Source organism: Massilia sp. Bi118, from assembly GCF_918697865.1.
GTDB lineage: Bacteria > Pseudomonadota > Gammaproteobacteria > Burkholderiales > Burkholderiaceae_D > Telluria.
The window spans coordinates 169470-194789 of sequence record NZ_CAKKMV010000007.1 but is presented as its reverse complement, the minus strand read 5'-3'; the positions used below and the strand labels follow the sequence as shown (position 1 = coordinate 194789).

Here is a 25320-nt window from a genome sequence, read left to right as displayed (position 1 = left end):
CCTATAGGCAGAACGGCTGAACAGCCTCCTGCGGCAGCCCCCACTTCGGATCGTAGTCGATTGTAGCAAGATACAAACCGTCCGGCATGAAGGTCGGCGCCGCCGCGTCGCGCGAGCGGGCTTCCAGTACCTCGGCCATCCAGCCCGGCTCGTTGCGCCCGGTGCCCACATAGATCAGCGAGCCGACGATGTTGCGCACCATGTGATGCAGGAAGGCGGAGGCGCGCACCGTGAAGACGATCACGTCGCCATGGCGCACGATGTTCAGCTCGTGCATCTGCTTGATGGGCGTGTTGGCCTGGCAGCCGGAAGCGCGGAAGCTGCTGAAATCGTGGGTGCCGATCAGGTGCCTTGCCGCTTCCTGCATGCGCTCAACGTCCAGCGGACGGAACACCCAGCCGGCGCGCCCGGCCAGCAGGGCCGACGGGTTCGAATGGTTGTACAGCACGTAGTGGTAGGTGCGGGACCTGGCCGAGAAGCGCGCATGGAAGTCCTGCCCTTCCGCATCCGGCGCGACCACGTGCGCCCAGCGCACCACGATGGAATCCGGCAGGAAGGCGTTGGTGCCGCGCACCCAGGATTGCGGCGGGCGGTCGAGCTCCGTATCGAAGTGGACGACCTGCTCGATCGCGTGCACGCCGGCGTCGGTGCGGCCGGCGCAGGCGGTGGCGATCGGTGTGCAGGCAAATTTTTCGAGCGCGATTTCGAGCCGGTCCTGGACCGTGTCGCGCGATGGTTGTTTCTGGTACCCGTTCCAGTCGGTGCCGATGTACTGGACACCCAATGCGATTCTTGTCACCCGGCCGGCCTCACGCGAGCTGTGCGCGCATCGCGTTGGCCTTCGTGACCTGTTCGCTGTTGCCGCCCTTGATGACTTCCTCGAGCAGCTCGCGCGCGCCCTCCTTGTCGCCGATTTCCTGGTACGCGATGGCCAGATCCAGCTTGGTTTCCATCTCCATGTGCGCGGCCGTCAGTTCGACCGGCGCAGCGGCAGGCGCCGCCACGGTCTCGAGATCGGGCAGCGCATTGCTCTCGCCCGGCAGGTCGAGGTCGAAGCCGCCGAGGTCGAAGGCCGGCTCGACCTTCGCCGGTTCCAGCATGTCGTGCGGCGCGTAGTCCGCGGTCTCGACCGGGGCCGGGGTCGCGGCCGGCAAGTCCGGCAAGTCCGGCAGGCCGAACAGTTCGTCTTCCAGCGACAGCGCCGGGGCCGGCGATTCGGCTTGCGCCGGCTTCACCTCATCGGCCAGGCCAAAGTCCATGGTGTCGAGGTCGAACAGCGGGTCCTTCAGCTCGGTGGCCGGGCTGGTCTCTTCCGGCGCGGCCGGGATGGCCGGCAGGTCGAATTCCCTGGCCAGGTTGGCCATGTCGAAGTCGCTGTTGGCGAATTCGGCGGCCGGCGCCGGCGCCGCGGCGATCTCCGAAGCTGCGCCTGCGCCCGGGACGGTATCGCCGAGGTCGAAGTCGCCGAAGGTCAGGTCGTCCACGGTCTCGAGCGGCTGGACGGCCGGTTGGGGGACCGGATTCGCGGCCGGGGCGCCGAAGTCCATGTCGAAGGAAAAGTCGAGCGGTTCCTCGGCGGCTGGGGCCTCCGCCGCTTCGGCATGCGCCGCCACCGGCTCGGCCGGGGTGACGGCCGGCGCGGCATCGAAGCCGCCCATGTCGAAGTCGAGCAGGTTATCGTCATGCGCGGCCTCGGCCGGCTTGCTCTCCTCGGCCTGGACCGGCTCGAAGGCCAGGCCGCCGAGATCGAAGTCCAGGGTGTGCTCGTCCTCGGCCGGGGCTGCGGCCGCTTCCGGCTGGATGGCCGGCTGCGCAGTGTTCATCGCGTCCGCAAAGTGCTGGTCGAAGCTCATCGCCTCGTGCGCGGCGACGGCGCCGGCGGCGGTGGCAGCAGCGGCCGGGACCGCGGTGCGGTCGGCATCGAAGGCATCGTCGAAGTCGTGCGAGCTCAGCGCAGGCGCCGCATCGCCCGGCGCCGGGACGACGTCGGGCTGCGGGCTGCCGGCCGCGTACAGCGGGTTCAGCGGATCGATGGACAGGCCCAGTGCGGCGGCCTGCGCCCATTCGTCGCCCTGGCCGCGGGTCATGCTGTACAGCTCACCGGCCTGGGTCTCGAAGGCGCGCTGGTCCTTGCGGGCGGCGTAGATCTCGAGCAGTTTCAGGCGCACCGGATAGCGTTCCGGATGGGTGCGCAGCGCTTCCTTCAGGATCTCTTCGGCCTGAGCGTCGCGGCCATAGGCGATGTAGACGTCGGCTTCGGCCACCGGGTCGACCTCGTTGGTGTCGAGCTGGCTGGCCGAGGGCGCGAAGCTGGAGTTGAACACGCTGTTGTTGGTGTCGACGCTCTGGCCGCCGGTCTCGGCGAACAGCGAGTGCGCCGGTTCGGTCGGCACGCCCAGGATCGAGGGTTCGGGGACGGCCTTGACTTCCTTCTTCTTGCGGCGCTGGGCAGCGAACAGGCCGCCGAGCAGCAGCACGGCCGCGCCGCCGCCGAGCAGCGGCAGGTTATCCAAGAGGAAGTCGAGCAGGCCCGGCTCGGCGACCGGCGAGGCCGGCTTGGCGGCCGGCTTGATGGTCGCCAGCTTCTTCTGGGCCGGCTTGTCCTGCGGTGCCGCCGGGGCCGCGGCCGGCGCAGCCGTCGATGCTGCGTTCTGCTGGGCCTCGGCGCCGCCCTTGCTCTTCACGGTCGCGAGTTTCTCGAGATCGTTGACGTTCTGCTCCAGCTCCTTCACGCGCTTCTGGGCTTCTTCCAGTTCGCGCTGCTTGGCGATGGTGTCCTCGGTGCTCATGGTCGAGCCCTTGCCGGCAGCGGCGCCGCCCGCCGGCGCCTTCGACAGGCGCAGCTGGTCCTGGGACTCGTTGGCGGCCGTCGGGCGTTCCTCGACCTTGGCGGTGATCTTGCCGCCGGCGCTCTGGCCTGCCGACGGCGTCTTGACCGGTTCCGCGGCGCCGACCTGGCCCGCCAGCTTGTTGCGGTAGGCATTGAAGTCGGCCGCGTGGGCGACCACGACGCCGTGGGCCTCGCCCTCGTTCAGCGACTGCACGCTGCCTGCGTCCGGCACCGACAGGATACGGCCCGACTTCAGGCGGTTCATGTTGTTGCCGATGAAGGCGTCCGGATTGGCGCGGTACAGCGCCACCAGCATCATGTCGAGCGAGACGTCGACCGGCTTCAGCTGGGCGGCGATGCGGCCCAGGCTGTCGCCCGGCTTGACGCGGTATTTCGCGGTCCCGCGGTCGGGCGCTGCTGTGCCTGCGCCTGCGGATGCGTTGCCGGCGGCGGGGGCCGGCGCGGCGCCCTCCTCGGCACGTGCGCGGCTGCCGCGGCGCGGACGTTCGGATGCCGCCGGGGCTGCCGCAGCCGCTGCTGCAGCAGGAGCTTCCGTGCGCGGACGCGCGGCCGGCGGCGCTTCGTTCGAGGCCACCTGCGCCGACTGGGTCGCGCGCAGTTCGGCCGGGTCGAGCAGGAAGGTGTATTCGCGCACCAGGCGGCCGTTATTCCAGCTCAGCTCCAGCAGCATGTCGACGAAGGGCTCATTCAGCGGCTGGGTCGAGCTTACGCGGATGAACTGGCGGCCGTTGCGCTGCTCGACCGCGAAACGCAGCGACAGCAGGGCCGGGTTGAATTCGATGTTCGCGGTGCGGAAGGCCTCCGGCGAGGCCAGCTTGGCCACCAGGCCGCTTGCCTCCTCGCTGGACACCGCCGTCAACTCGATTTCGGCGCGCAGGGGCTGGCCGAGCGCAGACAGCACAGTGAGTTTGCCGAGGCCTGCCGCGTGGACGGCCGAGCTCAAAACCAACGCACTGGCAACCGCCGCGGTGAGCTTCTTCAGCGCGGACGACTTCATCGAGGGACGGTGAGTGGAATGCATAATTCGACTGAGTGAGTTGAACAGGACCTGAGGCAAGCCCGGTGGTCTCGGCAACATAGCATCATGCACTATGGCACGCAAGCTCTACGGGGAGAAACATTCACCGTCCGTGAGATATGTAGACGGTCTATTCAGCGAACTGATGTTTTTTGGCTCAAACCATAACATTTCGTTAGCACCTATTGCCATGCCGACCACAATGAAAAAGGCGGCCCGCAGGCCGCCCTCATTGTACCCCGACACTTGCCAGACTTACTTGTCCAGTACGATGCGCAGCATGCGGCGCAGCGGCTCGGCGGCGCCCCACAGCAGCTGGTCGCCGACGGTGAAAGCCGAGATGTATTCCGGGCCCATGGACATCTTGCGCACGCGGCCGACCGGGATCGTCAGGCTGCCGGTGACGGCGGCCGGGGTCAGGTCGCGCATCGAGTCTTCACGCGTGTTCGGCACGAACTTCACCCACTGGTTGTCCCTGGCGATGATGTCGTTGATCTCGTCCAGCGGCACGTCTTTCTTCAGCTTGATGGTCAGCGCCTGCGAGTGGCAGCGCATCGCACCGATGCGCACGCACAGGCCATCCACCGGGATGACGTTACCCGTCGCCGAGCTGCGGCCGAGGATCTTGTTGGTCTCGGCGCCGCCCTTCCACTCTTCCTTCGACTGGCCGTTGCCCAGGTCCTTGTCGATCCAGGGGATCAGGTTGCCGCCCAGCGGCACGCCGAACTGTTTGGTCTCCTCGGCCGACATGCCATGCTGGGTCGCCAGCACGGTGCGGTCGATCTCGAGGATGGCCGAGGCCGGGTCGTCCAGCAGCGGCTTGACGGCCGCGTTGATGGTGCCGAACTGGGTCAGCAGTTCGCGCATGTGCTGGGCGCCGCCGCCCGATGCCGCCTGGTAGGTCATGGAGGTCATCCAGTCGACGAGGTCGTGCTTGAACAGGCCGCCCAGGCCCATCAGCATGCAGGACACGGTGCAGTTACCGCCGACGAAGTTCTTCACGCCGCGGGTCATCGCATCCTTGATGACGTTCAGGTTGACCGGGTCCAGCACGATCACGGCGTCGTCGTTCATGCGCAGGGTCGAGGCGGCGTCGATCCAGTAGCCGTTCCAGCCGGCTGCACGCAGCTGCGGGAACACTTCGGTGGTGTAGTCGCCGCCCTGGCACGAGATGATGATCTCGCACTTCGACAGCTCGGCGATGTCCGTGGCGCTCTTCAGTTTGGTCTCGTTCTTCGCCATGGCCGGCGCAGCGCCGCCCGGGTTCGAGGTGGTGAAGAACACCGGCTCGATGTGGTCGAAATCGCCCTCATCCTGCATGCGCTTCATGAGCACCGAGCCGACCATGCCGCGCCAACCAACCAGACCAACTAGTTTCATTTCCATTTCCTCTTTTATCTATTTGTGCTCGTGGGCACGGGGTGCCCACGATTACCGCGCATAACGTTTGATTATGCCAACGCGTTGACCACCGCATCGCCCATCTGTTCGGTGCCGACGCGCGTCGTGCCTTCCTCGAAAATGTCCGGCGTGCGCAGGCCCTGGGCCAGCACGGCCTTGACCGCGTTCTCGATGCGGTCCGCCTGCTCGGCCTTGCCGAGCGAGAAGCGCAGCATCATCGCGGCGGACAGGATGGTCGCCAGCGGATTCGCCACGCCCTTGCCGGCGATGTCCGGCGCCGAGCCGTGCGAGGGTTCGTACAGGCCCTTGTTGTTCGCATCCAGCGAGGCCGAAGGCAGCATGCCGATCGAGCCGGTCAGCATGGCCGCCGCGTCCGACAGGATGTCGCCGAACATGTTGCCGGTGACGATGACGTCGAACTTCTTCGGCGCGCGCACCAGCTGCATCGCGGCGTTGTCGACGTACATGTGCTCGAGCTCGACGTCTTGGTAATCCTTGTGCACTTCGGTGACGATGTCGCGCCAGAACTGGAAGGTCTCCAGCACGTTGGCCTTGTCGACGCTGGTCACGCGCGAGCCGCGCTTGCGCGCTGCCTGGAAGGCGACGTGGGCGATGCGGCGGATCTCGCCTTCCGCATAGCGCATGGTGTCGAAGCCTTCGCGCTGGCCGGCGAACGGACCGTCCGGGCACTCGCGCACGCCGCGCGGCTTGCCGAAATAGATGTCGCCGGTGAGCTCGCGGATGATCAGGATGTCCAGGCCGGACACGACTTCCGGCTTGAGCGTCGAAGCGCCCGCCAGTTCCGGGTACAGGATGGCCGGGCGCAGGTTGGCGAACAGGCCGAGCTCCTTGCGCAGGCCGAGGATGGCCTGCTCGGGGCGCAGCGCGCGGGCCAAGCTGTCGTACTGGTAGTCGCCGACGGCGCCGAACAGCACCGCGTCGGCGGACTTGGCCAGCGCCAGGGTCTTCTCGGGCAGCGGATGGCCGTGGGCCGCGTAGCCGGCGCCGCCGACTTCCGCGCTCTCCATCTCGAAGGATTCGCCCAGCGCCTTCAGGACCTTGACGGCTTGCGCCGTGATTTCCGGACCGATGCCGTCGCCCGGCAGGATGGCAATCTTCATGTGTTTCCTTGCTTAGATCGTGTTGGCGAGCCAGGGTTGGGCGCGCAGGTGGCGTTCCTCGAAGGCGCGGATCTCGTCGGCGTGGCGCAGGGTCAGGCCGATGTCGTCCAGGCCGTTCAGCAGGCAGTATTTGCGGAAGTCGTCGATCGCGAATTCGAAGCCCAGCTGGCCGTCCGGCGTGCGGATCACCTGCTGCTCGAGGTCCACCACCAGCTTGAAGCCGGGGAAGGCCTTCACTTCATTGAACAACTGGTCGACCTGCTGTTCGCTCAGCACGATGGGCAGCAGACCGCTCTTGTAGCAGTTGTTGAAGAAGATGTCGGCGAAGCTCGGCGCGACGATGGCGCGGAAGCCGTACTGCTGCAGGGCCCAGGGCGCGTGCTCGCGCGAGGAGCCGCAGCCGAAGTTCTTGCGGGCCAGCAGGATCGAGGCGCCGGCGTAGCGCGGCTGGTTCAGCACGAAGTCCGGATTGACCGGACGCTTGCTGTTTTCCATGCCCGGTTCGCCATGGTCCAGATAGCGCCACTCGTCGAACAGGTTGGGGCCGAAGCCGGTACGGCGGATCGACTTGAGGAACTGCTTGGGGATGATGGCGTCGGTATCGACGTTGGCGCGGTCGAGCGGCGCCACCAGTCCTTCTTGTACGATGAATTTTTCCATGGTTTGTCCGGAGGGGTCAGAGCCCGGTGTTGCCGCAGGGGTCAGAGCCCGGTGTTGCTTTTAAAGGGGCTCTGACCCCGAAGTTCGCGGCGTGTGCAAATCGGTAAATCGTTACTTGCCGCCCGCGCCCGTGATGACCTGGCCAACCTTCTGCACGTCCTTGCCGACGCCGGAAATGGTATTGCAGCCAGTGACAACGAATGCGATGAGTGCGAGAGCGATTGCTTTTTTCATGGTTTCCTATGTTTTGATGATCATGTATCCGGAGGGGTCAGAGCCCGGTTTTCTCGGGTGGGCTCTGACCCCGAAGTTGCTTGCTGCCGAGCAGCCCTTGGTCAAAGTGCGCGCACGTCGACGAAGTGCCCCGCGATCCCCGCCGCCGCCGCCATTGCCGGCGACACCAGGTGCGTACGCCCGCCCTGCCCCTGCCGCCCTTCGAAGTTGCGGTTCGAGGTCGAGGCGCAGCGCTCGCCCGGATCGAGGCGGTCGGCGTTCATGGCCAGGCACATCGAGCAGCCCGGTTCGCGCCATTCGAAGCCGGCGGCCTTGAAGATCTGATCGAGGCCTTCGCGTTCGGCCTGTTCCTTCACCAGGCCCGAACCCGGCACCACCATCGCCAGCTTCACGTTCGAGGCGCGCTGGCGGCCGCGCACGATGGCGGCGGCGGCGCGCAGGTCCTCGATGCGCGAGTTGGTGCAGGAGCCGATGAAGACCTTGTCGATGCGGATGTCCTCGATCGGGGTGTTCGGCTTGAGGTCCATGTAGACCAGCGCCTTTTCCATGGCGTCGCGCTTGACCGGGTCGCGTTCCTTGTCCGGATCCGGCACGCGGCCGTCCACGGTCGTCACCATCTCGGGCGAGGTGCCCCAGGTGACCTGCGGACGGATCTCGGCGGCGTTGATGGTCACGACCATGTCGAACTTCGCGCCCGGGTCGGTGTGCAGGGTGCGCCAGTAGCCGACGGCCTGCTCCCACTGCGGGCCGGCGGGTGCGAAGGGACGGCCCTTCACGTAGTCGATGGTGGTGTCGTCCACGGCCACCATGCCGGCGCGCGCGCCCGCCTCGATCGCCATGTTACAGACCGTCATCCGGCCTTCCATCGACAGCGAGCGGATGGTCGAGCCGGCGAATTCGATCGCGTAGCCGGTGCCGCCTGCGGTGCCGATCCTGCCGATCACGGCCAGCACGATGTCCTTGGCGGTGACGCCGGCCGGCAGCGCGCCGTCGACCTGCACCAGCATGGATTTCGACTTCTTCGCCAACAGGGTCTGCGTGGCCATCACGTGCTCGACTTCCGAGGTGCCGATGCCGTGCGCCAGGCAGCCGAAGGCGCCGTGGGTCGAGGTGTGCGAGTCGCCGCAGACCACGGTCATGCCGGGCAGCGTGGCGCCCTGCTCCGGGCCGATCACGTGGACGATGCCCTGGCGCTTGTCGTTCATGTTGAAGTAGGTGACGCCGAAGGCTTTCGCATTGCTGTCGAGCGCTTCGACCTGCAGGCGCGAGGTCGGGTCCGCGATGCCGTGGCTGCGGTCGGTGGTCGGCACGTTGTGGTCGGCTACGGCAAGGTTGGCGGAGGTGCGCCATAGCGGGCGGTCCGCCACGCGCAGGCCTTCGAAGGCCTGGGGGCTGGTCACTTCGTGAACCAGGTGACGGTCGATATACAGCACGGTGGTGCCATCAGCATCGGCACGCACGACATGCGAGTCCCAGAGTTTGTCGTAGAGCGTTTTTAACATGACCAATCCATTCAAACCCTCGCCTCATGCGAGTGTGGTCTTTGATTATGCCATATTTGTGCACTGCGTCACCGCGGGCTTCTTGCACGATTATTTCAATGGATTGCTGCAGGTGCAAATTTTATTTGCATGAAAAATCAAACATGCAAATAAAAATAGCCTGCACCGTTTCCGGGCAGGCTATTCTTGGCTTTGTAAGCTGTTGCTTTTATGCAGCGAGGCGCACTGAGGAGCGGCAGCCGTCCATCAGGAAGGACAGGCCCACCACCAGCACCAGCGAACCCTCGGCGGAGCGCGCGGTACCGGTGATGCCTTCGACGTGCAGCGCCGTCATCGGCTTGATCACCAGGTCGGCCGTGCCGTCCACGGCTTCCACCGCGATGATGTAGGGCTGGGGCGCGTTGATGACGATGCCGACGCGCTCCGAGCACTCCTCGTAGCCCAGCGAGGCCGCCAGCGAGCGCACCGGCAGCGGGCGGCCCTGGTCTTTCAGCACCGGGGCGCCGCCGACCTGCATGAAGGTTTCCGGCAGCTCGACCACGCGCTCGACCACCGCCATCGGCAGGGCCAGCTGGGCGCCCGAGGTGGACACCAGCATGGTCGGCACGATCGACAGTTCGATCGGCAGGCGGATCGAGAACTTGGTGCCCGTGCCGAGGTTCGAGTCGATGCGGATCGCGCCGCGGTTCTTTTCGACGGCGGTCTTGACCACGTCCATGCCGACGCCGCGGCCCGAGACCGAGGACGCCACTTCCTTGGTCGAGAAGCCCGGCAGGAACACCAGTTGATACGCTTCGTCGTCCGACGTCGCCTGGTGCTCGGAAATCAGGCCCTTCTCCATCGCCTTCTTGCGCAGCTTGGCCGGGTCCATGCCGCGGCCATCGTCCTGCAGCACGATCATGACGCTGTTGGCTTCCTGCCAGGCTTTCAGCAGGATGTAGGCCTTGGCAGGCTTGCCGTTGGCGACGCGGTCTTCCGGACCTTCGACACCGTGGTCGAGCGCATTGCGCAGCATGTGCACCAGCGGGTCGTACAGGCTGTCCACCACAACGCGGTCGACTTCGGTCTCCGCGCCTTCGATGGTGAGCTCGACTTCCTTGCCGAGGTCCTTGGCCAGTTCGCGCACCAGGCGCGGGAATTTCTGGAACAGGCGGCCCACCGGCTGCATGCGGGTCGCCAGCGTGGCGCGCTGCAGCTCGGCCGAATAGCGCGAGGCGCGCTCCAGGGTCTCGGTCAGGGTCGCCATCAGGGTGGCGGCCTGGCCTTCGAACTTGAACTGCGACAGGCGCTCCAGCAGCACGGCGGCCTGGTTGGCGGCCTGCACCGATTCGCCGGCCACTTCCAGCAGCGCATCCAGCTTGACCGCGTCGATACGGATGCTCTCGTCGGCCTTGGCGGCGGCGTTCTGCGCCGGCTTTTCACTGCCGCGACGCTCGATGCCGTCCCAGCCCGGCTTGGCCGGAGCGGATTCGGCGGCGGCAGCAACTTGCGTCGCCACCGCTGCGGCCGGCGCCGCCTCCTGAGCAGCTTCTGCCGGGACATGCGTGCCCGCCGGGACCACCGCCATGTACATGGCTTCCCAGTCCAGGCCATCGTCGCCCACGGGAGCGGCTGCGGCCGGCGCTGCAGTGGCGACAGGCGCCACCGGGGCCGCTGCGGGCGCAGGCGCAGGCGCGGCGGCGGCCGGTGCGGCAGCCTTCGGCGCATCCTTGCCGTCGATCGCATCCTTCAGCAGGCGCTCGAGGTCGGCCGGCATCGGCGCCAGCTGCTCCGGCGCGGTGCCGTTGTTCAGATCGTTGAGCTGGTCGGCGACGAAGCCGGAAGCCTGCAGCGACGCCTCGATCGCCGACGGCGTGACCGGGGCCGCGCCGGTGCGCAGCGCGTCGAACAGGTTTTCCGTCAGGTGGCAGGCGGTCACCAGCGCAGGCAGTCCCATGAAGCCCGCGCCACCCTTGATGGTGTGGAACGAGCGGAACACCGCGTTCAGCGTTTCCTTGTTATCCGGATCGCGTTCGAGGCGGAGCAGATGCTCCTCGACGTTGGTCGCCAGATCCAACGCCTCGATGACGAAATCCTTGAGCATTTCATCCATTAGAATCCCAGATCGGCAAGAAGGTCATCGACACTATCCTGGTCCAGCGCCGCGGTCGGCACCGAGGGGCCCTGCATCAGCTCAGCCGGCTTTTCCTGTTCCTGCACAGCCTGTTTCTGCGCCAGCTTTTCCTTGACCTCGGCCGGGGCGCTGTCGCGCAGCAGCTGGGCCAGCTCGTTCTCGACGGTCTGGGTGATCTTCACGACCTTCTTGATCAGCTGGCCGGTGATGTCCTGGAAGTCCTGCGCCATCATGATTTCGAGCAGGCGCGCCTTCTCGGCTTCGGTCGCTTCCGACACGGCCTGGGCGAAGCCGCGCGAATCGCCGGCCAGCGCCTTGAACTGCTCGATCGACAGCTTGCCGGCGAACAGGTCGGCCCAGCGGCTTTCCATGTCCTTGGCCTGCTTCGACAGGATGTCCTGGGCCGGCATGCCTTCGTCCAGTGTGTTCAGGACCTTGTTGGCGGCCTGCTCGGTCAGGCTGGCGACGTATTCCAGGCGGTCCTGGGCGTCCACGATTTGCGACGAGGCTTCAGTGAGCGCCTTGTCGTAGCCGAGTTCGCGCAGCGAGTCGTGCATGATGCGCACGATGCTGCCCAGGCGGGCGTACATCACCTGGCCATCCGGATCGTCGGTGGCTTCGGTGGCGGCGGCCGGCGCCGGTGTGCCGGCCGGTGCAGCTGCAGCCGGTGCGGCGGGCGCAGCGCTTGATGCTACCTGGTCGAACAGGGCCTCGAGGTCGTCAGTGTCGTCACTGGCGGCGGCGGGCTCGGGCGCCGGAGCCGGAGCCGGAGCCGGGGCCGGCGCGCTGGCTCGCTGCGCTGCCACTTCCTCGAATAATGCGTCGAAATCGTCAGCGGCGTCGGTCATAGTCCCTGCTTCTCCATAATGTGTAAATGTCGCGATGATCTGTACTGTGCTTGCTGCCGTCAATACGTTGACGGCAAGGGTATTGCAGGGAGTGTAGCAGCGTGGTTGCCGTAGGTAAATCTCGGAAAAGACACCGTTGCGCATTGGCGCAATAAACTTAGTCAATCGACCATCATTTCCAACTGTTTCTGAATATTTTCACAAAGCAAGTGTTGTATTTTTTTATCGCGGGCTTTATGTCAGTCAATGTTTTCAAGGCAGAAAGCAAACACATCACTGAGCAAGATCAAGCATTTACCATCTGCCAAGGATGATCAGGAGGACTACAATAAGCAGGTAACGTGACGTGAGGGAGGGCTCACCATGTACCAGAAAATTCTGATCACCACCGACGGTTCCGCGGTGTCCCAGCACACCGCCTGCGCCGGCGTCCAGTTCGCGCAACAGATGGGAGCCGAAGTGCTCGCGCTGTTCGTCGCGCCCGACTACCAGTATCCCGTGTATGTCGAAATCATCCCGCCTTCCTACCCCAGCGAGGAGGAATACATGGCGCAGATGCGGCGCATGGGCGAGGAGTACATGGGCAAGATCATGCGCTCGGCGGACCAGGCCGGACTGAAGCATTCCTGCATGACGGCGTTTTCGGACTCGGCGGCGCTGAAGATCGTCGACGTGGCTGAACAACAACACTGCGACCTGATCTTCATGGGCTCGCACGGCCGCAGCGGATGGGGCCAGTTGCTGCTCGGTAGCGTCACGAACAAGGTGCTGTCGCAGACCAGCAAGCCGGTCCTGGTGCACCGCCTGATCCGCGAACCCGGTACCTGAACCATCCATTCAGGCTATAGGGTCATTCCAAAAATAATACAATTTATGTTCTGGCAATGTGCTAGCGTGTAATTTACGCTGCACATTGCACTCTGGGGAACCTCTATGATTCGCATAGTCATCGCTGACGACCACACCATCATGCGCGAAGGCCTCAAGCGCATCCTCGACGGCGCCCTCGACATCGAGATCGTCGGCGAAGCCATCAACGGTTTCGAAGTGCTGTCGCTGGTGCGCCAGGGCGGTTTCGACCTGCTGCTGCTCGACCTGTCGATGCCGGGCCGCAGCGGCGTCGACCTGATTCGCCAGGTGCGCAGCGAAGCGCCCAAGCTGGCCATCCTGATCCTCACCATGCACGAGGAAGAGCAGTATGCGGTGCGCGCGATCCGCGCCGGCGCCCAGGGCTACCTGACCAAGGAGAGCGCCGGCACCCAGCTGGTCGGGGCGATCCGCAAGGTGGCCTCGGGCCGTCCTTATATCAGTACCGAAGTGGCCGAGCAACTGGCGCTGAACATCATGGCGCCGAACGAGCAGCTGCTGCACAAGCAGCTGTCGGACCGCGAGTTCGAAGTCTTCTCTCTATTAGTAGGCGGCAAGTCGATCACCGAGATCGCCAACAACCTGCATCTTTCGGTGAAGACAGTGAGCACTCACAAGACGCGCATCATGCAGAAGATGGGCATGACCTCGCTGTCGGAAATGGTGCAGTACGCGGTGGCCCACCGGCTGCTGGCGCCGATGAAAGCCTGAGCACCACCCAATTCGTCTTAGACATCATGGCCTGACTGTGGTTTCCACGCCCAGTGCGTGACGCCCAGGAGACGGCCTCTTCACCGCAGCTATCCTACACGGATATGCCCTGCTCTCCCTCGGAAGCGGCAGCAGTCAGTAAGAATATTCCTAAGCCCTGCCTCACCTTCCTACCTACACATTCAGCCGTTGCTGATATGAATGCCGAACTCGTGTTGGCATACTGACTTCAGCGTTTCGACTTGCTTGCGGTCCATTCTCCGCATTGAGCCGCCAGAAATTTCATGTTCCTAAACCTGGAGATGAGTATGCAGTCCCAGCCAATGTCAGAACAGCGTAACGCCTCCCCCTCGACTCTGCACTCGTCACAGATGGAAGCCGGGCGCCAGCGCCAGGGTCGCCTGTGGTCCAACCTGAAAGAGGTCTGCGACCTGCTCCATATCCCGGCCGCCGTATCGATGAATACCGAGGAACTCCTGTTCCAGCACGTGCAGTTCAAGACGGGCCAGCGCGTGCACACGATCGGACAAGCCTTCGACACCCTGTACATCGTCAACTCCGGCTTCCTGAAAACGGTGCTGATCGACGAATTCGGCAACGAACAGGTGCTGAGCTTCCCGATGAAGGGGGACATGCTCGGCGTCGACGGCATCCACACCCGCCATTACGCCTCGGAAGCCGTCGCCCTGTCCGACTGCGACCTGATCCTCGTACCGTTCAAGAAGCTCACTGCCCTGGGGAGGGTGCATGCCGAGCTGGAGAACCTGATGTACGGGGTGATGAGCCGCGAACTGGTGCGCGAACAGGCCATGATCGGCATGCTCGGCGCCCTGTCGGCGGAAGCGCGCGTGGCCCGCTTCCTGATCTCGCTGGCCGATCGCTTTGCCGCGATGGGCTACTCCAGCAAACTGTTCAACCTGCGCATGACGCGTCACGAGATCGGCAGCTACCTCGGCCTGACCCTCGAAACCGTCAGCCGCACGCTGTCGGCCTTCAACGAGATCGGCCTGATCACCGTCGACCAGCGCACCATCGGCATCAAGGATCCGGAAGCACTCAAGACCCTGCGCCGCCTGCCGCCCTCGCGCTCGCGCGCCAAGCAGAACGCCAAGCACAAGGCGGACGCCGAGTCCTCGGGCGACGGCGCGGTGCTGGCAGCGGTCTGAGCGCCATGAAGCAGCCATAAAAAAGCCGGCCCCTTGCGGAGCCGGCTTTGTCGTTTCTGGCACCGGATAAAAGCCCCCAGGGCAAGGCGCATCGTCGAAGACAGTACGTTAGTACGGCGAGACGATGCAACGCCGCCATGGGGGCTTTTGGTCAGTTCCGGGTCAGAACGCCATCGGCGACCTTGACCTGCTCCCCCACGCGGAAGCCCGGGTCGTTGTCGTAACGGATAGACTGGGTTGCGCCGTTTTCATAGCGCACCACCACCTCATAGCGCGGTGCGCGGGCGTTGCGCTCGATCGCGCGTCCGGCGATGGCGCCGCCGACCGCACCGGCCACGGTCGCCGCCGTACGGCCGCTGCCGCTGCCCACCTGGTTGCCCAGCAGGCCGCCCACCGCGGCGCCGCCCAGCGTACCGGCCGCGCCGGCTTCGGCTTCGATCACGTTCACCGATTCCACCGTTGCGCAACTGGTGCAATAACGGGCCACGCGCTGGCTGTCGTCGGCACGGCGGTCGTCGCGCCGGGCATCGCGGCGATCATCCATGCGGTCGCCACGCACGCGTCCACCCGCCAGCAGGGGCTGGCCCAGGGTCGCGGTCGAATAGCGGCCGTTGGATTTGATGGTTGCCGTCACCGAGGCGTCCGGTGCGATATTGTCGCCGCGGCGGATCGTGTACACGCCGTCGTACTCGCCCGGCCGCACTTCCGGCAGCGTGAAGATGCCGGAGGTGCCGGCGATCTGGACTTCAACCCGCGCGCCCGGCGTGCCTGCCACGGTAAAGCGCAGCTCGTGGCCAGGACCGAGGTCGTCGCTGCCGCGCACGTCGAAGGATTGCACGCGCGGCGTGCCGGCCATGGCGCGGTCGGCGGGGCTCACGCGTTCCGGCACGCGCACGATGGTGGCAGCCAGGGCCTGGGTCTTGACCATGCCGTTCACGCGCAGGTTGGCGGTGACGCCGCTGTCCGGACGGATGCGGTCATGGCGGCCGATCGTGTAGGTGCCCGAGTAAGTGCCGGGACGGGTTTCGACCAGGTTCAGGTTGCGGGTGGCGCCGTCGATGCGCACCGAGGCGTTGCCGCCCGGCGTGCCGAAGACTTCGAAGTTCAGTTCGGCGCCAGGTTCGATGCGGCGCAGCTCGTTGACGTTGAAGCCTTCGATGCGCGGCTCCATCTGGCGGGCACGCGGATGTTCCTGGGCCTGCACAGGGGCCGGCACGGTGGCCGCGAAGAGCGGCAGCGCGGCAACCACGGCCGCGGCGAGTGTCTGTCGGGTTGTTGCCATGGTGTCCTCCTGCGAACGGAAATTATCAATGTGACCAGCTTACGCCGCACACGACCGTATCTCGGTGCGCTAACGTACGCTGTGCACCGCCTCGCCCGAGCTCACCCATACGCGCTCGCCCGGCTCGGGCTTGAGTGCGTGTCCGCCGGTAAATGCCCCGAAGGACGGCAGGATCATGCGCTGTGGCCCGGCAATAAAGCACGGCAGGCGCAGCGCGTCCGAGCGGGTCGCCAATACATAGACCGGGTGCACGTGTCCGGCCAGCACGTAGCCGGGCGCAACGATGTCCGGGTGGTGGCAAAAGGAAAACGGCCCCACCGTCCAGGGCTCGTCGACGAGATCGATGCCGAGCTCGCCGGCCGGGTCGCCAGCATGCTTGTCGTGGTTGCCGCGCACCAGGGTCAGGGTCAGCTCGCAGCGTTTGCGGCGCCAGGCCAGCATCGCCGCCTGCGTCGACGCCGCGTGGGCCGCGCGCGCGTGCAGGAAGTCGCCCAGGAAAAGCACGTGCCTGGCGCCGGTCAGGTCGATCAGTTCGTCGAGGCCGTGCAGGTTTTCGCTGGTCGTCCCTTTCGGCACCGGAATGCCGAAGGAGCGGAAAGCCGCCGCCTTGCCGAAGTGAATGTCGGCGATGATCAGCATGCGCTCGCGCGGCCATAACGCGGCTTTCTGCGGCAGCAAGACCAACTGGTCTCCGCCCAGCTCGACCGTCAGCGCACCAGGAATCGCCTTCATGCCGCAGCCGCCTTTTCCAGTTCGCGCACCATGCGCGCCACGCGGTCGGACAGCTTCTCGGTCGAGACCTTTTCGCGGAAGCGTTCGACCATCAGCGGAAAGCCGAAGGGCGTGGCGCGTTTGACTTCGTGGAAGGACACGCGGCGCGCGTGCAGCTCGGTAAGCGTATCGCGCAGGCGCGTCAATTCGAGCTCCTGCTCCAGCACCTCGCGCTCGGCCTGGGTCAGCAGCAGGTTGCCGCTGTCGTGCTTGCGGAAGACTTCATAAAAGAGCGCGCTCGAGGCCTGCACCTGGCGCATCGACTTGCGCTGGCCCGGAAAACCCTGGTTCACCAGTCCGGCGATGCGCGCCACCTCGCGGAAGCGCCGCTGCGCCAGCTGGGTCGCGTTCAGGCTGTCCAGCACATCTTCCAGCAGGCGCCCGGTATCGAACAGCCCGACATCCGCGCCCGTCTCCGCATCGAACATGCGGGCCCAGTCCACCGGTTCCGGTGACAGCAGCTCGAAACCATAGTCATTGACCGCCACCGAAAAGGTCGAGGGCATCAGCTTGCCGACGCGGAAAGCGACCAGAGAGGCCAGGCCGGTATGCACCGAGCGCCCGCCGAAGGGATAGACGAACAGGTGATAGCCCTCGCGGCTCTTCATGCTCTCGATGACCAGCACCTCGCCCGTCGGCAGCGCAGACCAGCGCGCCTGTACCTCCAGCAGCGGCCGCACCGCCTGCATTTCCGGGCCTTCATAGATGCCGCGCGAGGCGCGCTCCAGCTCTTCCAGTCCGGCGCGCGCCATCTCGGCGCTGAGCGGGACCTTGGTGCCGCCCCAGCGGCTGATCGCGCCCTTGGTACTGGCGCTGCGCTTCACGTAAGCCGTCATCTCGTGGACCCGCACCAGTTCCAGGATGCGCCCGCTGAACAGGAAATGGTCGCCTGGCTTCAGGCGGCCGACGAAGGATTCCTCGACGCTGCCGATCCGTCCGCCGCTCACGTACTGCACCTGCATCTGCGCGTCCGAGACGATGGTGCCGATGCTCATGCGGTGCCGCCGGCCGATGGTGGCATCGGGCACGCGGTAGACGCCCTCCTCGTCCGGCAGCACGCGCCGGTACTCGGGATAGACGGACAGGCTCTGCCCGCCGCGCGCGACGAAGTCCAGCGCCCACTGCCACTCTTCCTTCGTCAGGTGACGGTAGGACCAGGCAGTCGTCACCTCTTCATACAGCTCCTCGGAGCGGAAGCCGCCGCCCAGCGCGATCGTCACCAGGTGCTGCACCAGCACGTCGAAGGGCTTGTTCGGCACCTGCCGCGCTTCGATGCGGCGGGTGGCCACGGCGCGCCTGGCGCCGGCGGCTTCCAGCAGTTCCAGGCTGTTGGTCGGCACCAGGGTCACGCGCGAGATCCGTCCCGGCGCATGGCCGCTGCGCCCGGCCCGCTGCAGCAGGCGCGCGATGTTCTTGGCGCTGCCGACCTGCAGCACGCGCTCGACCGGCAGGAAGTCCACGCCCAGGTCCAGGCTGGCCGTGCAGACCACGGCCTTGAGCTCGCCGTTCTTCAAACCTTTCTCGACCCAGTCGCGCACTTCGCGGTCGAGCGAGCCATGGTGCAGGGCCACCGTGCCGGCCCAGTCGGGCCTGGCCTCGATCAGGTTCTGGTACCAGACCTCGGAGGAGGAACGGGTGTTGGTGAATACCAGGGTCGCGCCGTTCTTCTCGATCTCGTCGATGACAGGCTGCAGCATCTGCAGGCCCAAGTGGCCGCCCCAGGGAAAGCGCGAAACATTCTGCGGAATCAGGCAATCGACCACGATCTGCTTTTTCAGGTCGCCCTCGACCAGCACGCTTTTGCTTTCATCGGCGCCGGTCCCCAGCAGCACATTGCGCGCATCCTGCAAATTGCCCATGGTGGCCGACAGGCCCCACACGACCAGTTCCGGATTCCAGCGCCGCAAGCGCGCCAGCGCCAGCTGCACCTGCACGCCGCGCTTGCTGCCCATCAGCTCGTGCCACTCGTCGATGATGATCATGTCGAGATGCTTGAACTGGTCACGCGCGCCCGCATGCGAGAGCAGCAGGGACAGCGATTCCGGCGTCGTGATCAGCGCGCCCGGCAGGTTCTTGGCCTGGCGCGCACGCTCGCCTGATCCGGTATCGCCGGTGCGCGCGCCCAGGGTCCAGGCGCCGATCGCATCGGGACTGGCGGCGCCCAGCTCTTCGGCCGAGACTTCGAGCGAACGCTGGGTGTCGGCAGCCAGCGCGCGCATGGGCGTGATCCACAGCACGCGCAGGCCGGTACGGTCGCGCCGGGAACGGTTTGCGCCGCGCAGCATCGCTGCGAACCAGACGGCATAGGTCTTGCCCGCACCGGTGTTCGCGTGCAGCAGCCCGGACTGCCCGGCCAGGGCGGCCTTCCACACGGCGCGCTGGAAGGGAAACACCTTCCAGCCGCGGCCCGCGAACCAGGCGTCGACCGCCTGCTCTGCCTGCGACTTGCTCATGGCTGCGCAGCCTCTAATAAACCCTTCAGGGTATCGAGTGTATCGGCTTCTTCGACAGGCTTGTCGTCGCGCCGGCGCAGGATGCGCGGGAAGCGCACCGCAATGCCGGCCTTGTGGCGCGGCGACAGCGCGATGCCCTCGAAGCCCAGCTCGAACACCATGGTCGGCTTCACGGAACGCACCGGGCCGAACTTCTCGACCGTGGTCTTGCGGATGACGGCGTCGACCTGGCGGATCTCGGCGTCCGTGAGCCCCGAATACGCTTTCGCGAAAGGCACCAGGCGGCGCTGTTCGCCTTCGCCGTCCCACACCGCGAAGGTGTAGTCGGTGTAGAGCGAAGCGCGGCGGCCGCTGCCCGGCTGGGCGTAGATCAGCACCGCGTCCACCGCATACGGATCGATCTTCCACTTCCACCAGGTGCCGACGTCCTTGGTGCGGCCCACGCCGTACTGGGCGTTGCGCGCCTTCAGCATCATGCCTTCGACGCCGCGTGCGCGCGATTCTTCGCGCAGCTTGCCAAGGTCATCCCAGGTATCGGCTGTCACCAAGGGTGAAATGCGCAGCTGGGGCTTGGCCACACCCGTCACCAGGGTCTCCAGCAGCGCGCGCCGCTCGTGCTGGGGCAAAGCCCGCAGGTCGACGCCGTCCAGCTCCAGCAGGTCGTAGGCCAGCAGCACCGCAGGCAGCTCGGCCAGCAATTTGGCGCTCAAGGTCTTGCGGCCGATGCGCTTCTGCAGGTCGGCAAAGGGCGCGGGAGAATCGCCCCCAGTCCAGATCAGGACTTCGCCATCGACCACCGTCCCTTCCGGCAGGCCGAGTGCGGCCAGCTCCGGGAAGCGCTCGGTGATCAGGTCCTCGCCGCGCGACCACAAATAGTTCTGGGCGCCGCGCCGTACCAGCTGGGCGCGGATGCCGTCGTACTTCCACTCGACCTGCCAGTCGGCGAGCAGCCCCAGCTCGGCCGGGTCGCCGTTCAGCTGGTGCGCCAGGAAGAAGGGATAGGGCTGGCCGCCGCGCAGCTTGTGCTCGTCTTCGGACTGGGCCGCGATCAGCTGCAGGAAGCCGGCCGCCGTCGGGCGCACGCGGCCATCGGTCCAGCCCATCAGGCGCTGGGCGATCAGCTTGGCGTCGACGGCCGCGATGGCCGCCAGCGCGCGCGTCACCAGCAGCTTCGACACGCCCACGCGGAAGCCGCCGCCGATCAGCTTCACGAACAGGAAGCGCTCGCGCCAGGTCAGCTCGTCCCAGTACTCGAACAGCTTTTCGCGGATGAAGCCGGGGTCGGCGCCGCGCAAGGGGCCGATCCGCTCTTCCATCCAGGTCGCCAGGCCGATGTCGCTGTGGCGCTTGGGCGCCGGCAGGATGTGGGCGATGGTCTCGGCCATGTCGCCGACCGCGGCGTGGGACTCCTCGAACAGCCACTCGTCCAGGCCGGCGTATTCGATGGCCGCTTCGCGCAGCACCCTGGTCGGCACGGCCTGGCGCGGCTTGCCGCCGGCCAGGAAGTAGACGGCCCAGGCGGCGTTCTCGGGCGCCGTGTGCTCGAAGTAGTTCTGCAGCGCTTCCAGCTTGCGGTTGGTAGCGGTGGTTTCGTCGAGTTCGGCGTAGAGCTGGGCGAATTCACGCATCCTTTGTCTCCTTCTTCGCTTCCCCCTCTTCCGGAGTTGCCGAACCCGTCGCCTCGTCGTTCGATGACGCGACGTCAGTCGCCTCATCGTCGCCGTACTCGGTATCGAAAGCCTTCGCATCCAGTCCGATCTGGCACAGCCAGCGCACCATCACCGGAATCGAGCCGTGCGTGACCACCACCTGCTGCGCGCCGGTAGCCTCGATGGCACTCAGCAGGCCTGGCCAGTCGGCATGGTCGGACAGCACGAAGCCACGGTCGACGCCGCGCCGTCGCCGCGCGCCGCGCAGCAGCATCCAGCCGCTGGCGAAAGCGTCGGAGTAGTCGCCGAAGCGGCGGGTCCAGGTCGAGCCGGCGGCGGACGGCGGCGCCAGGACTAAAGCGCGCTTCATCTCGTCCTTGCCGGTCTCGCTCACCAGTTGGGTATGCGGCAGCACGACCCCGCCCTCGCGGTAGACGCGGTTCAGCGGCTCGACCGCGCCGTGGCAGACGATGGGACCGATCGAGGTGTCCAGCCCGGACAGCACGCGCTGGGCCTTGCCGAAGGCATAGGCGTAGAGCACGCTGGTGCGGCCCTCCTCCGCGTTGCGGCGCCACCAGGCGTTGATGCCGTCGAAGACTTCCTGCTGTGGGTCCCAGCGGTAGATCGGCAGGCCGAAGGTGGATTCGGTGATGAAGGTATGGCAGCGCACCGCCTCGAAGGGGGCGCAGGTGGCGTCGGGTTCGACCTTGTAGTCACCGGAAGCGACCCAGATCTCGCCCTCATGTTCCATGCGCACCTGGGCCGAGCCGAGCACGTGGCCGGCCGGGTGCAGCGAGACGGTAACGCCGTTATGGACGATGCGTTCGCCATAGGCCAGGCCGTCGATGTTGATGTCGGCGCCCAGGCGCGACTTCAGGATGTTGACGCTCGCATCGGAGGCCAGGTAATGCTTGTGGCCCCAGCGCGCATGGTCGCCGTGGGCATGGGTGATGACGGCCCGGTCCACCGGCCGCCACGGGTCGATGTAGAAATCGCCAGGTACGCAGTACAGGCCCTCCTTCCTTACGACGACCATGTCACCCATAGAGCTCCTTATTCGATATGTTCCACGAAGTCTTTCATGAAGGACCGCTGCTCGCCATCCGGGAACTCGATACAAACCTGGTCGCCGGCCACCGAGAACACCACGCCCTCGCCATACTTCGGCACCTTCACGCGCGCGCCGGGTTCGAAGGAGCTTGCAGGATCGGGTGCCGGCTCCGGTTCGCGGTCGAACTCGTCGTCGCGGATCTCGATATCCTCCAGCACGGCCGCCGGCGGATTCAGACAATTATCGCAGCGGCAGCATTTCTCGAAGCCGTCGACCTCGTCGCCGAAGTAATCGAGCAGCAGCTTCCAGCGGCAGAAACCGCTCACCGCATAGCTGACCATCTGCTCCAGGGACTCCTTGTCGTGTTCCTGCTTGCGGCGGTAGACCTCGGCCATGGCTTCGAACAGGCTGTCCTTCGGCACCTGGGCGGTCACGTTGTAGGCCAGCTTGCGCGACTGGCGCAGCAGCTTGGCGTCCTTCAGCAGCTTCAGGCAGACCTTCAGGTGCGGACCGGCCAGCTCGCCGGCGACGTCGTCCACGCGCTCGGGCGTCGCGGTCTCGTTCTCCGCCAGTTCGCGCACGGCCTCGTAGACATGGCGGATTTCCTCGGCGGTCGGGTAGTGCTTCACCAGGAAGAACTGCTGCACTCTTTTATCGTCTTGCAGGAACAGCAGCGTGCATTCGGCATCCTTGCCGTCGCGGCCGGCGCGACCGGATTCCTGGTAATAGGCTTCCAGGTTGGCGGGAATCTGCATGTGGATCACGAAGCGGGTGTCCGGCTTGTCGATGCCCATGCCGAACGCGTTGGTCGCCACCATGACCCGCCGCTCGTCGTTCATGAACAGGTCCTGGTTGGCCTTGCGCTCGGCGGCCGGCAGCTTGCCGTGGTAGAGGGTGACGGATTCGCCGGCCTCCGCCAGCAGGTGATACACCTCTTCTGCCACCTTGACGGTGGCGGCGTAGACGATGCCCTTGCCCTCGGTCTCGCGGACCAGGCGCTGGGCTTGCTCCAGTTTTTCGTCCGGATTCGTCACCTGCAGCACGCGGTAGTGCAGGTTCGGGCGGTAGACGCCGGTGTTCACCACGTACATCCGTGGCCGGTTGAGCTGGCGGCCGATGTCCTCGACCACTTCCTCGGTGGCGGTGGCGGTCAGCGCCAGTACAGGCGGACGGTCCAGGGCTTCGATCGCGCCCGCCATCTCGAGATAGGCCGGGCGGAAGTCGTGCCCCCATTGCGAGATGCAGTGGGCTTCGTCGACCACCACCAGGGCGATCCTCACCTGCTTCAGTATCTCCACGAACTCCGCCATCACCAGGCGCTCGGGGGTGCAGAACACGATTTCGCAGCGGTTTTCCCCAATGGCGGCAAGCGATTGCCGCTCCTCCTCGGCGGACAGGCTGCTGTTGACCTGCACGGCGCGGATCCCCATCTCTTCCAGCTTTTCGAGCTGGTCCTTCATCAGGGAGATGAGCGGGGAAACGACGATGGTCATCCCTTCCAGGATGCGGGCGGGAATCTGGTAGCACAGCGATTTACCGCTGCCGGTGGGCATGATCGCCAGCGTGTCCTTACCGTCGAGGACGCTGTCGATGACGCGTTGCTGGCCGTCGCGCAATTGCTGGATGCCGAAAACGGTATCGAGCAGGCGGCGGATGGTGTTGCGGCGGACCGCAAGCAGGCCCTTGTGCAGGAGTTTGGGTTCGTGTCGGGTCATGATGGCCTCACTCTAAATAAGGCCGAACTGAACCGCTATAGGACGCAACCTACAGCTACCGTAGGAGCGCCACTAGAGCTTTCTGCCACCGCTCAGACAGGTCGACAAGGCGTTTTCCTACAATGCGGCGGAATCCCCGCCGATACTTGCCATTTTGCAGTCGACCTATCATGGAACCATATTCTCCTGCAACCGGCACACAATTGGAGTTCGATCATGATTCGCATCTTCCCCGCTACCTGGACCGCTCTCCACGTCGGACTCATCAGCATTGCTACCTGGCTGCTGGTAGAAACGGATGCCTTGAGCGGCATGGCGCCGATGTTCTTCCACTGAGCAACGCGGCAAAACCTGCAGTTCACCCTCCTTACTTGCCGCCTCTTTGCGCGGGGCGGAACTTCACCGCTGGCGCTTTGCAGCAGGCATCCAGTAAGCGCATTTCCACCCATTCGACACGGGCCGGACCGACGCCGTTGTTGTCGATCCGGTAGCCCATCAAGTGCTGGACACGCTCCGCTTCCGATCCACGGCTGCCCGGCATTGGTCCGCATCAGCTCTACGTATGGGTAGACGCGATGCGCGATTCAGTAAGGGTTACGCAAGCGCGATAGTTCGACGTTTCGGCGGACGAAGGCGCCCAGCAGGCGCCAGTCGGCGCCGCCGCCAAGCGCAATCGGACGGACCGCCGGGCGCGTGCCCTCGTCCGGTAGCATGCGTTTGACGCCGATGTCGACCACGCCTGGCTTGCCATCCTCGAATACCAGCACTTCGGCGGCGGCCGTATTGGCGTTGACGTCGACCGCGTACACTTGGCCATCGTGCGATGTGCTTACCCGGTCGACCAGGGTGTGGCCGACGACGATGCCGGTGGCGCCGAAATGCTGCAGCACTCCCGCGACCTCGGCGCTGCCGGCGCGCGCGTACCGCTCTTCGCCGTCTTCGAAATAGCCGCGGTATTGCGTTACGCCGGCGGGACCGATGACGGCGTCCAGCAAGGGCGAGCGCGCCGTGTCGCCGCGCCAGTACTGGCGCATGGCCTGGTTGAGGGCACTGACGCTGAAGCCTCCTGCGGCGACCTCGGGTGCGATGCCGCCGTGCGTCACCAGCACCGTTCCCGCCTTGAGCACGACCGGCTGGGCGCGCAGCCAGGCGCCGATCACGGTGTCGGCGCCAAAGGCGGACGCATGGCCTCCCATCTGTTCGAGCGCGTACAGATGCTCCTTGTGGGCCCGGGTCGTGTTATCGCGCAGGATATATTGTTCGTGATTGCCGAGCAGGACATGGACGGCTCCGCCGTGGCTCTGCGCCTGGAGGCTGAGCCCATACAGGCGCCAGAGCACGGCAAAGACCTCGCGGCCGCGATCGACCGAATCGCCGGCGATGACCAGATGATTGCTGCCATAGCGCCAGTTACCTTCTGCGTCCACGACGCCGAGCTTGACCAGGGCCGCATCGAGGAAGGCGCGGTTACCTTCGATATCGCTCAGGACCGCCAGCTTCTTCGGCATGGCAAACTCGGCCGGCGGGATGGTGGCGCGGGCCAGCGGATACGATGAGCGCCTGCCCGCGCAATCGATGTCGAGCCGGGCGCCGCGTCCCTCGGCGCGATGCGCATGCTGCTCGCAAAACCAGGTGGCCTGCCAGTTGCCGGCGGCATCGGTGCGAACGATGGGACCATCGAGGAAGCCGGCAATCGTGGGATCGTCGGCGGTGCCGCCGTAGAGCGGGAGCGCCATCTTCCCGGCCGGCCCGAGCGGCAGAAGCAGCCGCTTGTGCGCCCCGTGCTCGGTCAGCTCGACGCTCGCCTGCGACAACATCATGGCCAGCAATAGCACCGGCAGCAGCATCAGCACGAACAGGATCCGGATCAGTTTTTTACGCCGCACGCCCACTCCTCTTTATAAAAA

General features: G+C 65.7%; 19 protein-coding genes. 3 read left to right on the top strand and 16 right to left on the bottom strand.

Annotated features, from left to right (window positions below):
- Position 1: 1 nt before the first annotated feature.
- The 9 genes from truA to LQV39_RS12485 form a co-directional block, all read right to left on the bottom strand.
- A complete protein-coding gene (gene truA, locus LQV39_RS12525; RefSeq protein ID WP_230025955.1) occupies positions 2 to 799 on the bottom strand; it encodes a tRNA pseudouridine(38-40) synthase TruA in 798 nt (265 codons plus the stop codon).
- A 10-nt stretch (positions 800 to 809) separates the two neighbouring features.
- The gene (locus LQV39_RS12520) at positions 810 to 3872 is read right to left on the bottom strand and encodes a FimV/HubP family polar landmark protein (RefSeq protein ID WP_230025953.1); all 3063 of its coding nucleotides are present in this window, start codon (positions 3870 to 3872) and stop codon (positions 810 to 812) included.
- Between the two features lie 252 nt (positions 3873 to 4124).
- Positions 4125 to 5249, bottom strand: coding sequence for an aspartate-semialdehyde dehydrogenase (gene asd / locus LQV39_RS12515; protein WP_230025951.1), 1125 nt, complete (start codon positions 5247 to 5249; stop codon positions 4125 to 4127).
- A 71-nt stretch (positions 5250 to 5320) separates the two neighbouring features.
- On the bottom strand, positions 5321 to 6391 hold the full coding sequence (leuB, locus tag LQV39_RS12510) for a 3-isopropylmalate dehydrogenase (RefSeq protein ID WP_230025948.1): 1071 nt from the start codon (positions 6389 to 6391) through the stop codon (positions 5321 to 5323).
- 12 nt (positions 6392 to 6403) lie between these two features.
- A complete protein-coding gene (gene leuD / locus LQV39_RS12505) occupies positions 6404 to 7051 on the bottom strand; it encodes a 3-isopropylmalate dehydratase small subunit (protein WP_230025947.1) in 648 nt (215 codons plus the stop codon).
- A 111-nt stretch (positions 7052 to 7162) separates the two neighbouring features.
- A complete protein-coding gene (locus tag LQV39_RS12500) occupies positions 7163 to 7285 on the bottom strand; it encodes an entericidin A/B family lipoprotein (RefSeq protein WP_230025945.1) in 123 nt (40 codons plus the stop codon).
- Between the two features lie 101 nt (positions 7286 to 7386).
- Positions 7387 to 8787 (bottom strand): 3-isopropylmalate dehydratase large subunit, encoded by a 1401-nt coding sequence (gene leuC, locus LQV39_RS12495; protein WP_230025943.1) that lies wholly within the window; start codon positions 8785 to 8787, stop codon positions 7387 to 7389.
- Positions 8788 to 8995: 208 nt separating this feature from the next.
- Entirely contained in the window at positions 8996 to 10879 is a 1884-nt protein-coding gene (locus LQV39_RS12490; RefSeq protein ID WP_230025941.1) for a chemotaxis protein CheA, read from the bottom strand.
- Entirely contained in the window at positions 10879 to 11748 is an 870-nt protein-coding gene (locus LQV39_RS12485; protein ID WP_230025939.1) for a protein phosphatase CheZ, read from the bottom strand. Before LQV39_RS12485 ends, LQV39_RS12490 begins: the two co-directional genes overlap by 1 nt.
- A 363-nt stretch (positions 11749 to 12111) precedes the next feature.
- On the opposite strand from LQV39_RS12485, the gene LQV39_RS12480 reads away from it, so the two are divergent.
- From LQV39_RS12480 to LQV39_RS12470, 3 genes are all read left to right on the top strand, one after another.
- Complete coding sequence (locus tag LQV39_RS12480; RefSeq protein ID WP_230025937.1) at positions 12112 to 12576, top strand: universal stress protein; 465 nt, start codon at positions 12112 to 12114, stop codon at positions 12574 to 12576.
- Between the two features lie 105 nt (positions 12577 to 12681).
- A complete protein-coding gene (locus LQV39_RS12475; RefSeq protein WP_036232923.1) occupies positions 12682 to 13326 on the top strand; it encodes a response regulator transcription factor in 645 nt (214 codons plus the stop codon).
- Between the two features lie 371 nt (positions 13327 to 13697).
- On the top strand, positions 13698 to 14492 hold the full coding sequence (locus LQV39_RS12470) for a Crp/Fnr family transcriptional regulator (protein WP_230026176.1): 795 nt from the start codon (positions 13698 to 13700) through the stop codon (positions 14490 to 14492).
- A 151-nt stretch (positions 14493 to 14643) separates the two neighbouring features.
- On the opposite strand, the gene LQV39_RS12465 is transcribed toward LQV39_RS12470, so the two are convergent.
- The 7 genes from LQV39_RS12465 to LQV39_RS12435 form a co-directional block, all read right to left on the bottom strand.
- On the bottom strand, positions 14644 to 15774 hold the full coding sequence (locus LQV39_RS12465; RefSeq protein WP_230025935.1) for a glycine zipper 2TM domain-containing protein: 1131 nt from the start codon (positions 15772 to 15774) through the stop codon (positions 14644 to 14646).
- Positions 15775 to 15843: 69 nt separating this feature from the next.
- The gene (pdeM, locus tag LQV39_RS12460) at positions 15844 to 16506 is read right to left on the bottom strand and encodes a ligase-associated DNA damage response endonuclease PdeM (protein ID WP_230025934.1); all 663 of its coding nucleotides are present in this window, start codon (positions 16504 to 16506) and stop codon (positions 15844 to 15846) included.
- Entirely contained in the window at positions 16503 to 18998 is a 2496-nt protein-coding gene (locus LQV39_RS12455) for a ligase-associated DNA damage response DEXH box helicase (RefSeq protein WP_230025931.1), read from the bottom strand. The genes pdeM and LQV39_RS12455 overlap by 4 nt, the downstream gene beginning before the upstream one ends.
- Positions 18995 to 20626 carry an ATP-dependent DNA ligase gene (locus LQV39_RS12450; protein ID WP_230025929.1) on the bottom strand — a complete coding sequence of 544 codons (1632 nt, stop codon included), beginning with the start codon at positions 20624 to 20626 and terminating at the stop codon, positions 18995 to 18997. The genes LQV39_RS12455 and LQV39_RS12450 overlap by 4 nt, the downstream gene beginning before the upstream one ends.
- Positions 20619 to 21692 (bottom strand): ligase-associated DNA damage response exonuclease, encoded by a 1074-nt coding sequence (locus LQV39_RS12445; protein WP_230025927.1) that lies wholly within the window; start codon positions 21690 to 21692, stop codon positions 20619 to 20621. Before LQV39_RS12445 ends, LQV39_RS12450 begins: the two co-directional genes overlap by 8 nt.
- Positions 21693 to 21700: 8 nt before the next feature.
- A complete protein-coding gene (locus LQV39_RS12440; protein WP_230025925.1) occupies positions 21701 to 23413 on the bottom strand; it encodes an ATP-dependent DNA helicase RecQ in 1713 nt (570 codons plus the stop codon).
- Between the two features lie 584 nt (positions 23414 to 23997).
- Positions 23998 to 25299: a metallophosphoesterase gene (locus tag LQV39_RS12435; RefSeq protein WP_230025923.1), complete on the bottom strand. Its 1302-nt coding sequence runs from the start codon at positions 25297 to 25299 to the stop codon at positions 23998 to 24000.
- Between the last annotated feature and the right edge of the window lie 21 nt (positions 25300 to 25320).

What these genes read in the sequence shown, in the direction of transcription:
- LQV39_RS12520 (WP_230025953.1), bottom strand. Translation starts at nt 3,872, where the DNA reads ATGCATTCCACTCACCGTCCCTCGATGAAGTCGTCCGCGCTGAAGAAG.
- asd (WP_230025951.1), bottom strand. Translation starts at nt 5,249, where the DNA reads ATGAAACTAGTTGGTCTGGTTGGTTGGCGCGGCATGGTCGGCTCGGTG.
- leuB (WP_230025948.1), bottom strand. Translation starts at nt 6,391, where the DNA reads ATGAAGATTGCCATCCTGCCGGGCGACGGCATCGGTCCGGAAATCACG.
- leuD (WP_230025947.1), bottom strand. Translation starts at nt 7,051, where the DNA reads ATGGAAAAATTCATCGTACAAGAAGGACTGGTGGCGCCGCTCGACCGC.
- LQV39_RS12500 (WP_230025945.1), bottom strand. Translation starts at nt 7,285, where the DNA reads ATGAAAAAAGCAATCGCTCTCGCACTCATCGCATTCGTTGTCACTGGC.
- leuC (WP_230025943.1), bottom strand. Translation starts at nt 8,787, where the DNA reads ATGTTAAAAACGCTCTACGACAAACTCTGGGACTCGCATGTCGTGCGT.
- LQV39_RS12490 (WP_230025941.1), bottom strand. Translation starts at nt 10,879, where the DNA reads ATGGATGAAATGCTCAAGGATTTCGTCATCGAGGCGTTGGATCTGGCG.
- LQV39_RS12485 (WP_230025939.1), bottom strand. Translation starts at nt 11,748, where the DNA reads ATGACCGACGCCGCTGACGATTTCGACGCATTATTCGAGGAAGTGGCA.
- LQV39_RS12480 (WP_230025937.1), top strand. Translation starts at nt 12,112, where the DNA reads ATGTACCAGAAAATTCTGATCACCACCGACGGTTCCGCGGTGTCCCAG.
- LQV39_RS12475 (WP_036232923.1), top strand. Translation starts at nt 12,682, where the DNA reads ATGATTCGCATAGTCATCGCTGACGACCACACCATCATGCGCGAAGGC.
- LQV39_RS12470 (WP_230026176.1), top strand. Translation starts at nt 13,698, where the DNA reads ATGGAAGCCGGGCGCCAGCGCCAGGGTCGCCTGTGGTCCAACCTGAAA.
- LQV39_RS12465 (WP_230025935.1), bottom strand. Translation starts at nt 15,774, where the DNA reads ATGGCAACAACCCGACAGACACTCGCCGCGGCCGTGGTTGCCGCGCTG.
- pdeM (WP_230025934.1), bottom strand. Translation starts at nt 16,506, where the DNA reads ATGAAGGCGATTCCTGGTGCGCTGACGGTCGAGCTGGGCGGAGACCAG.
- LQV39_RS12455 (WP_230025931.1), bottom strand. Translation starts at nt 18,998, where the DNA reads ATGAGCAAGTCGCAGGCAGAGCAGGCGGTCGACGCCTGGTTCGCGGGC.
- LQV39_RS12450 (WP_230025929.1), bottom strand. Translation starts at nt 20,626, where the DNA reads ATGCGTGAATTCGCCCAGCTCTACGCCGAACTCGACGAAACCACCGCT.
- LQV39_RS12445 (WP_230025927.1), bottom strand. Translation starts at nt 21,692, where the DNA reads ATGGGTGACATGGTCGTCGTAAGGAAGGAGGGCCTGTACTGCGTACCT.
- LQV39_RS12440 (WP_230025925.1), bottom strand. Translation starts at nt 23,413, where the DNA reads ATGACCCGACACGAACCCAAACTCCTGCACAAGGGCCTGCTTGCGGTC.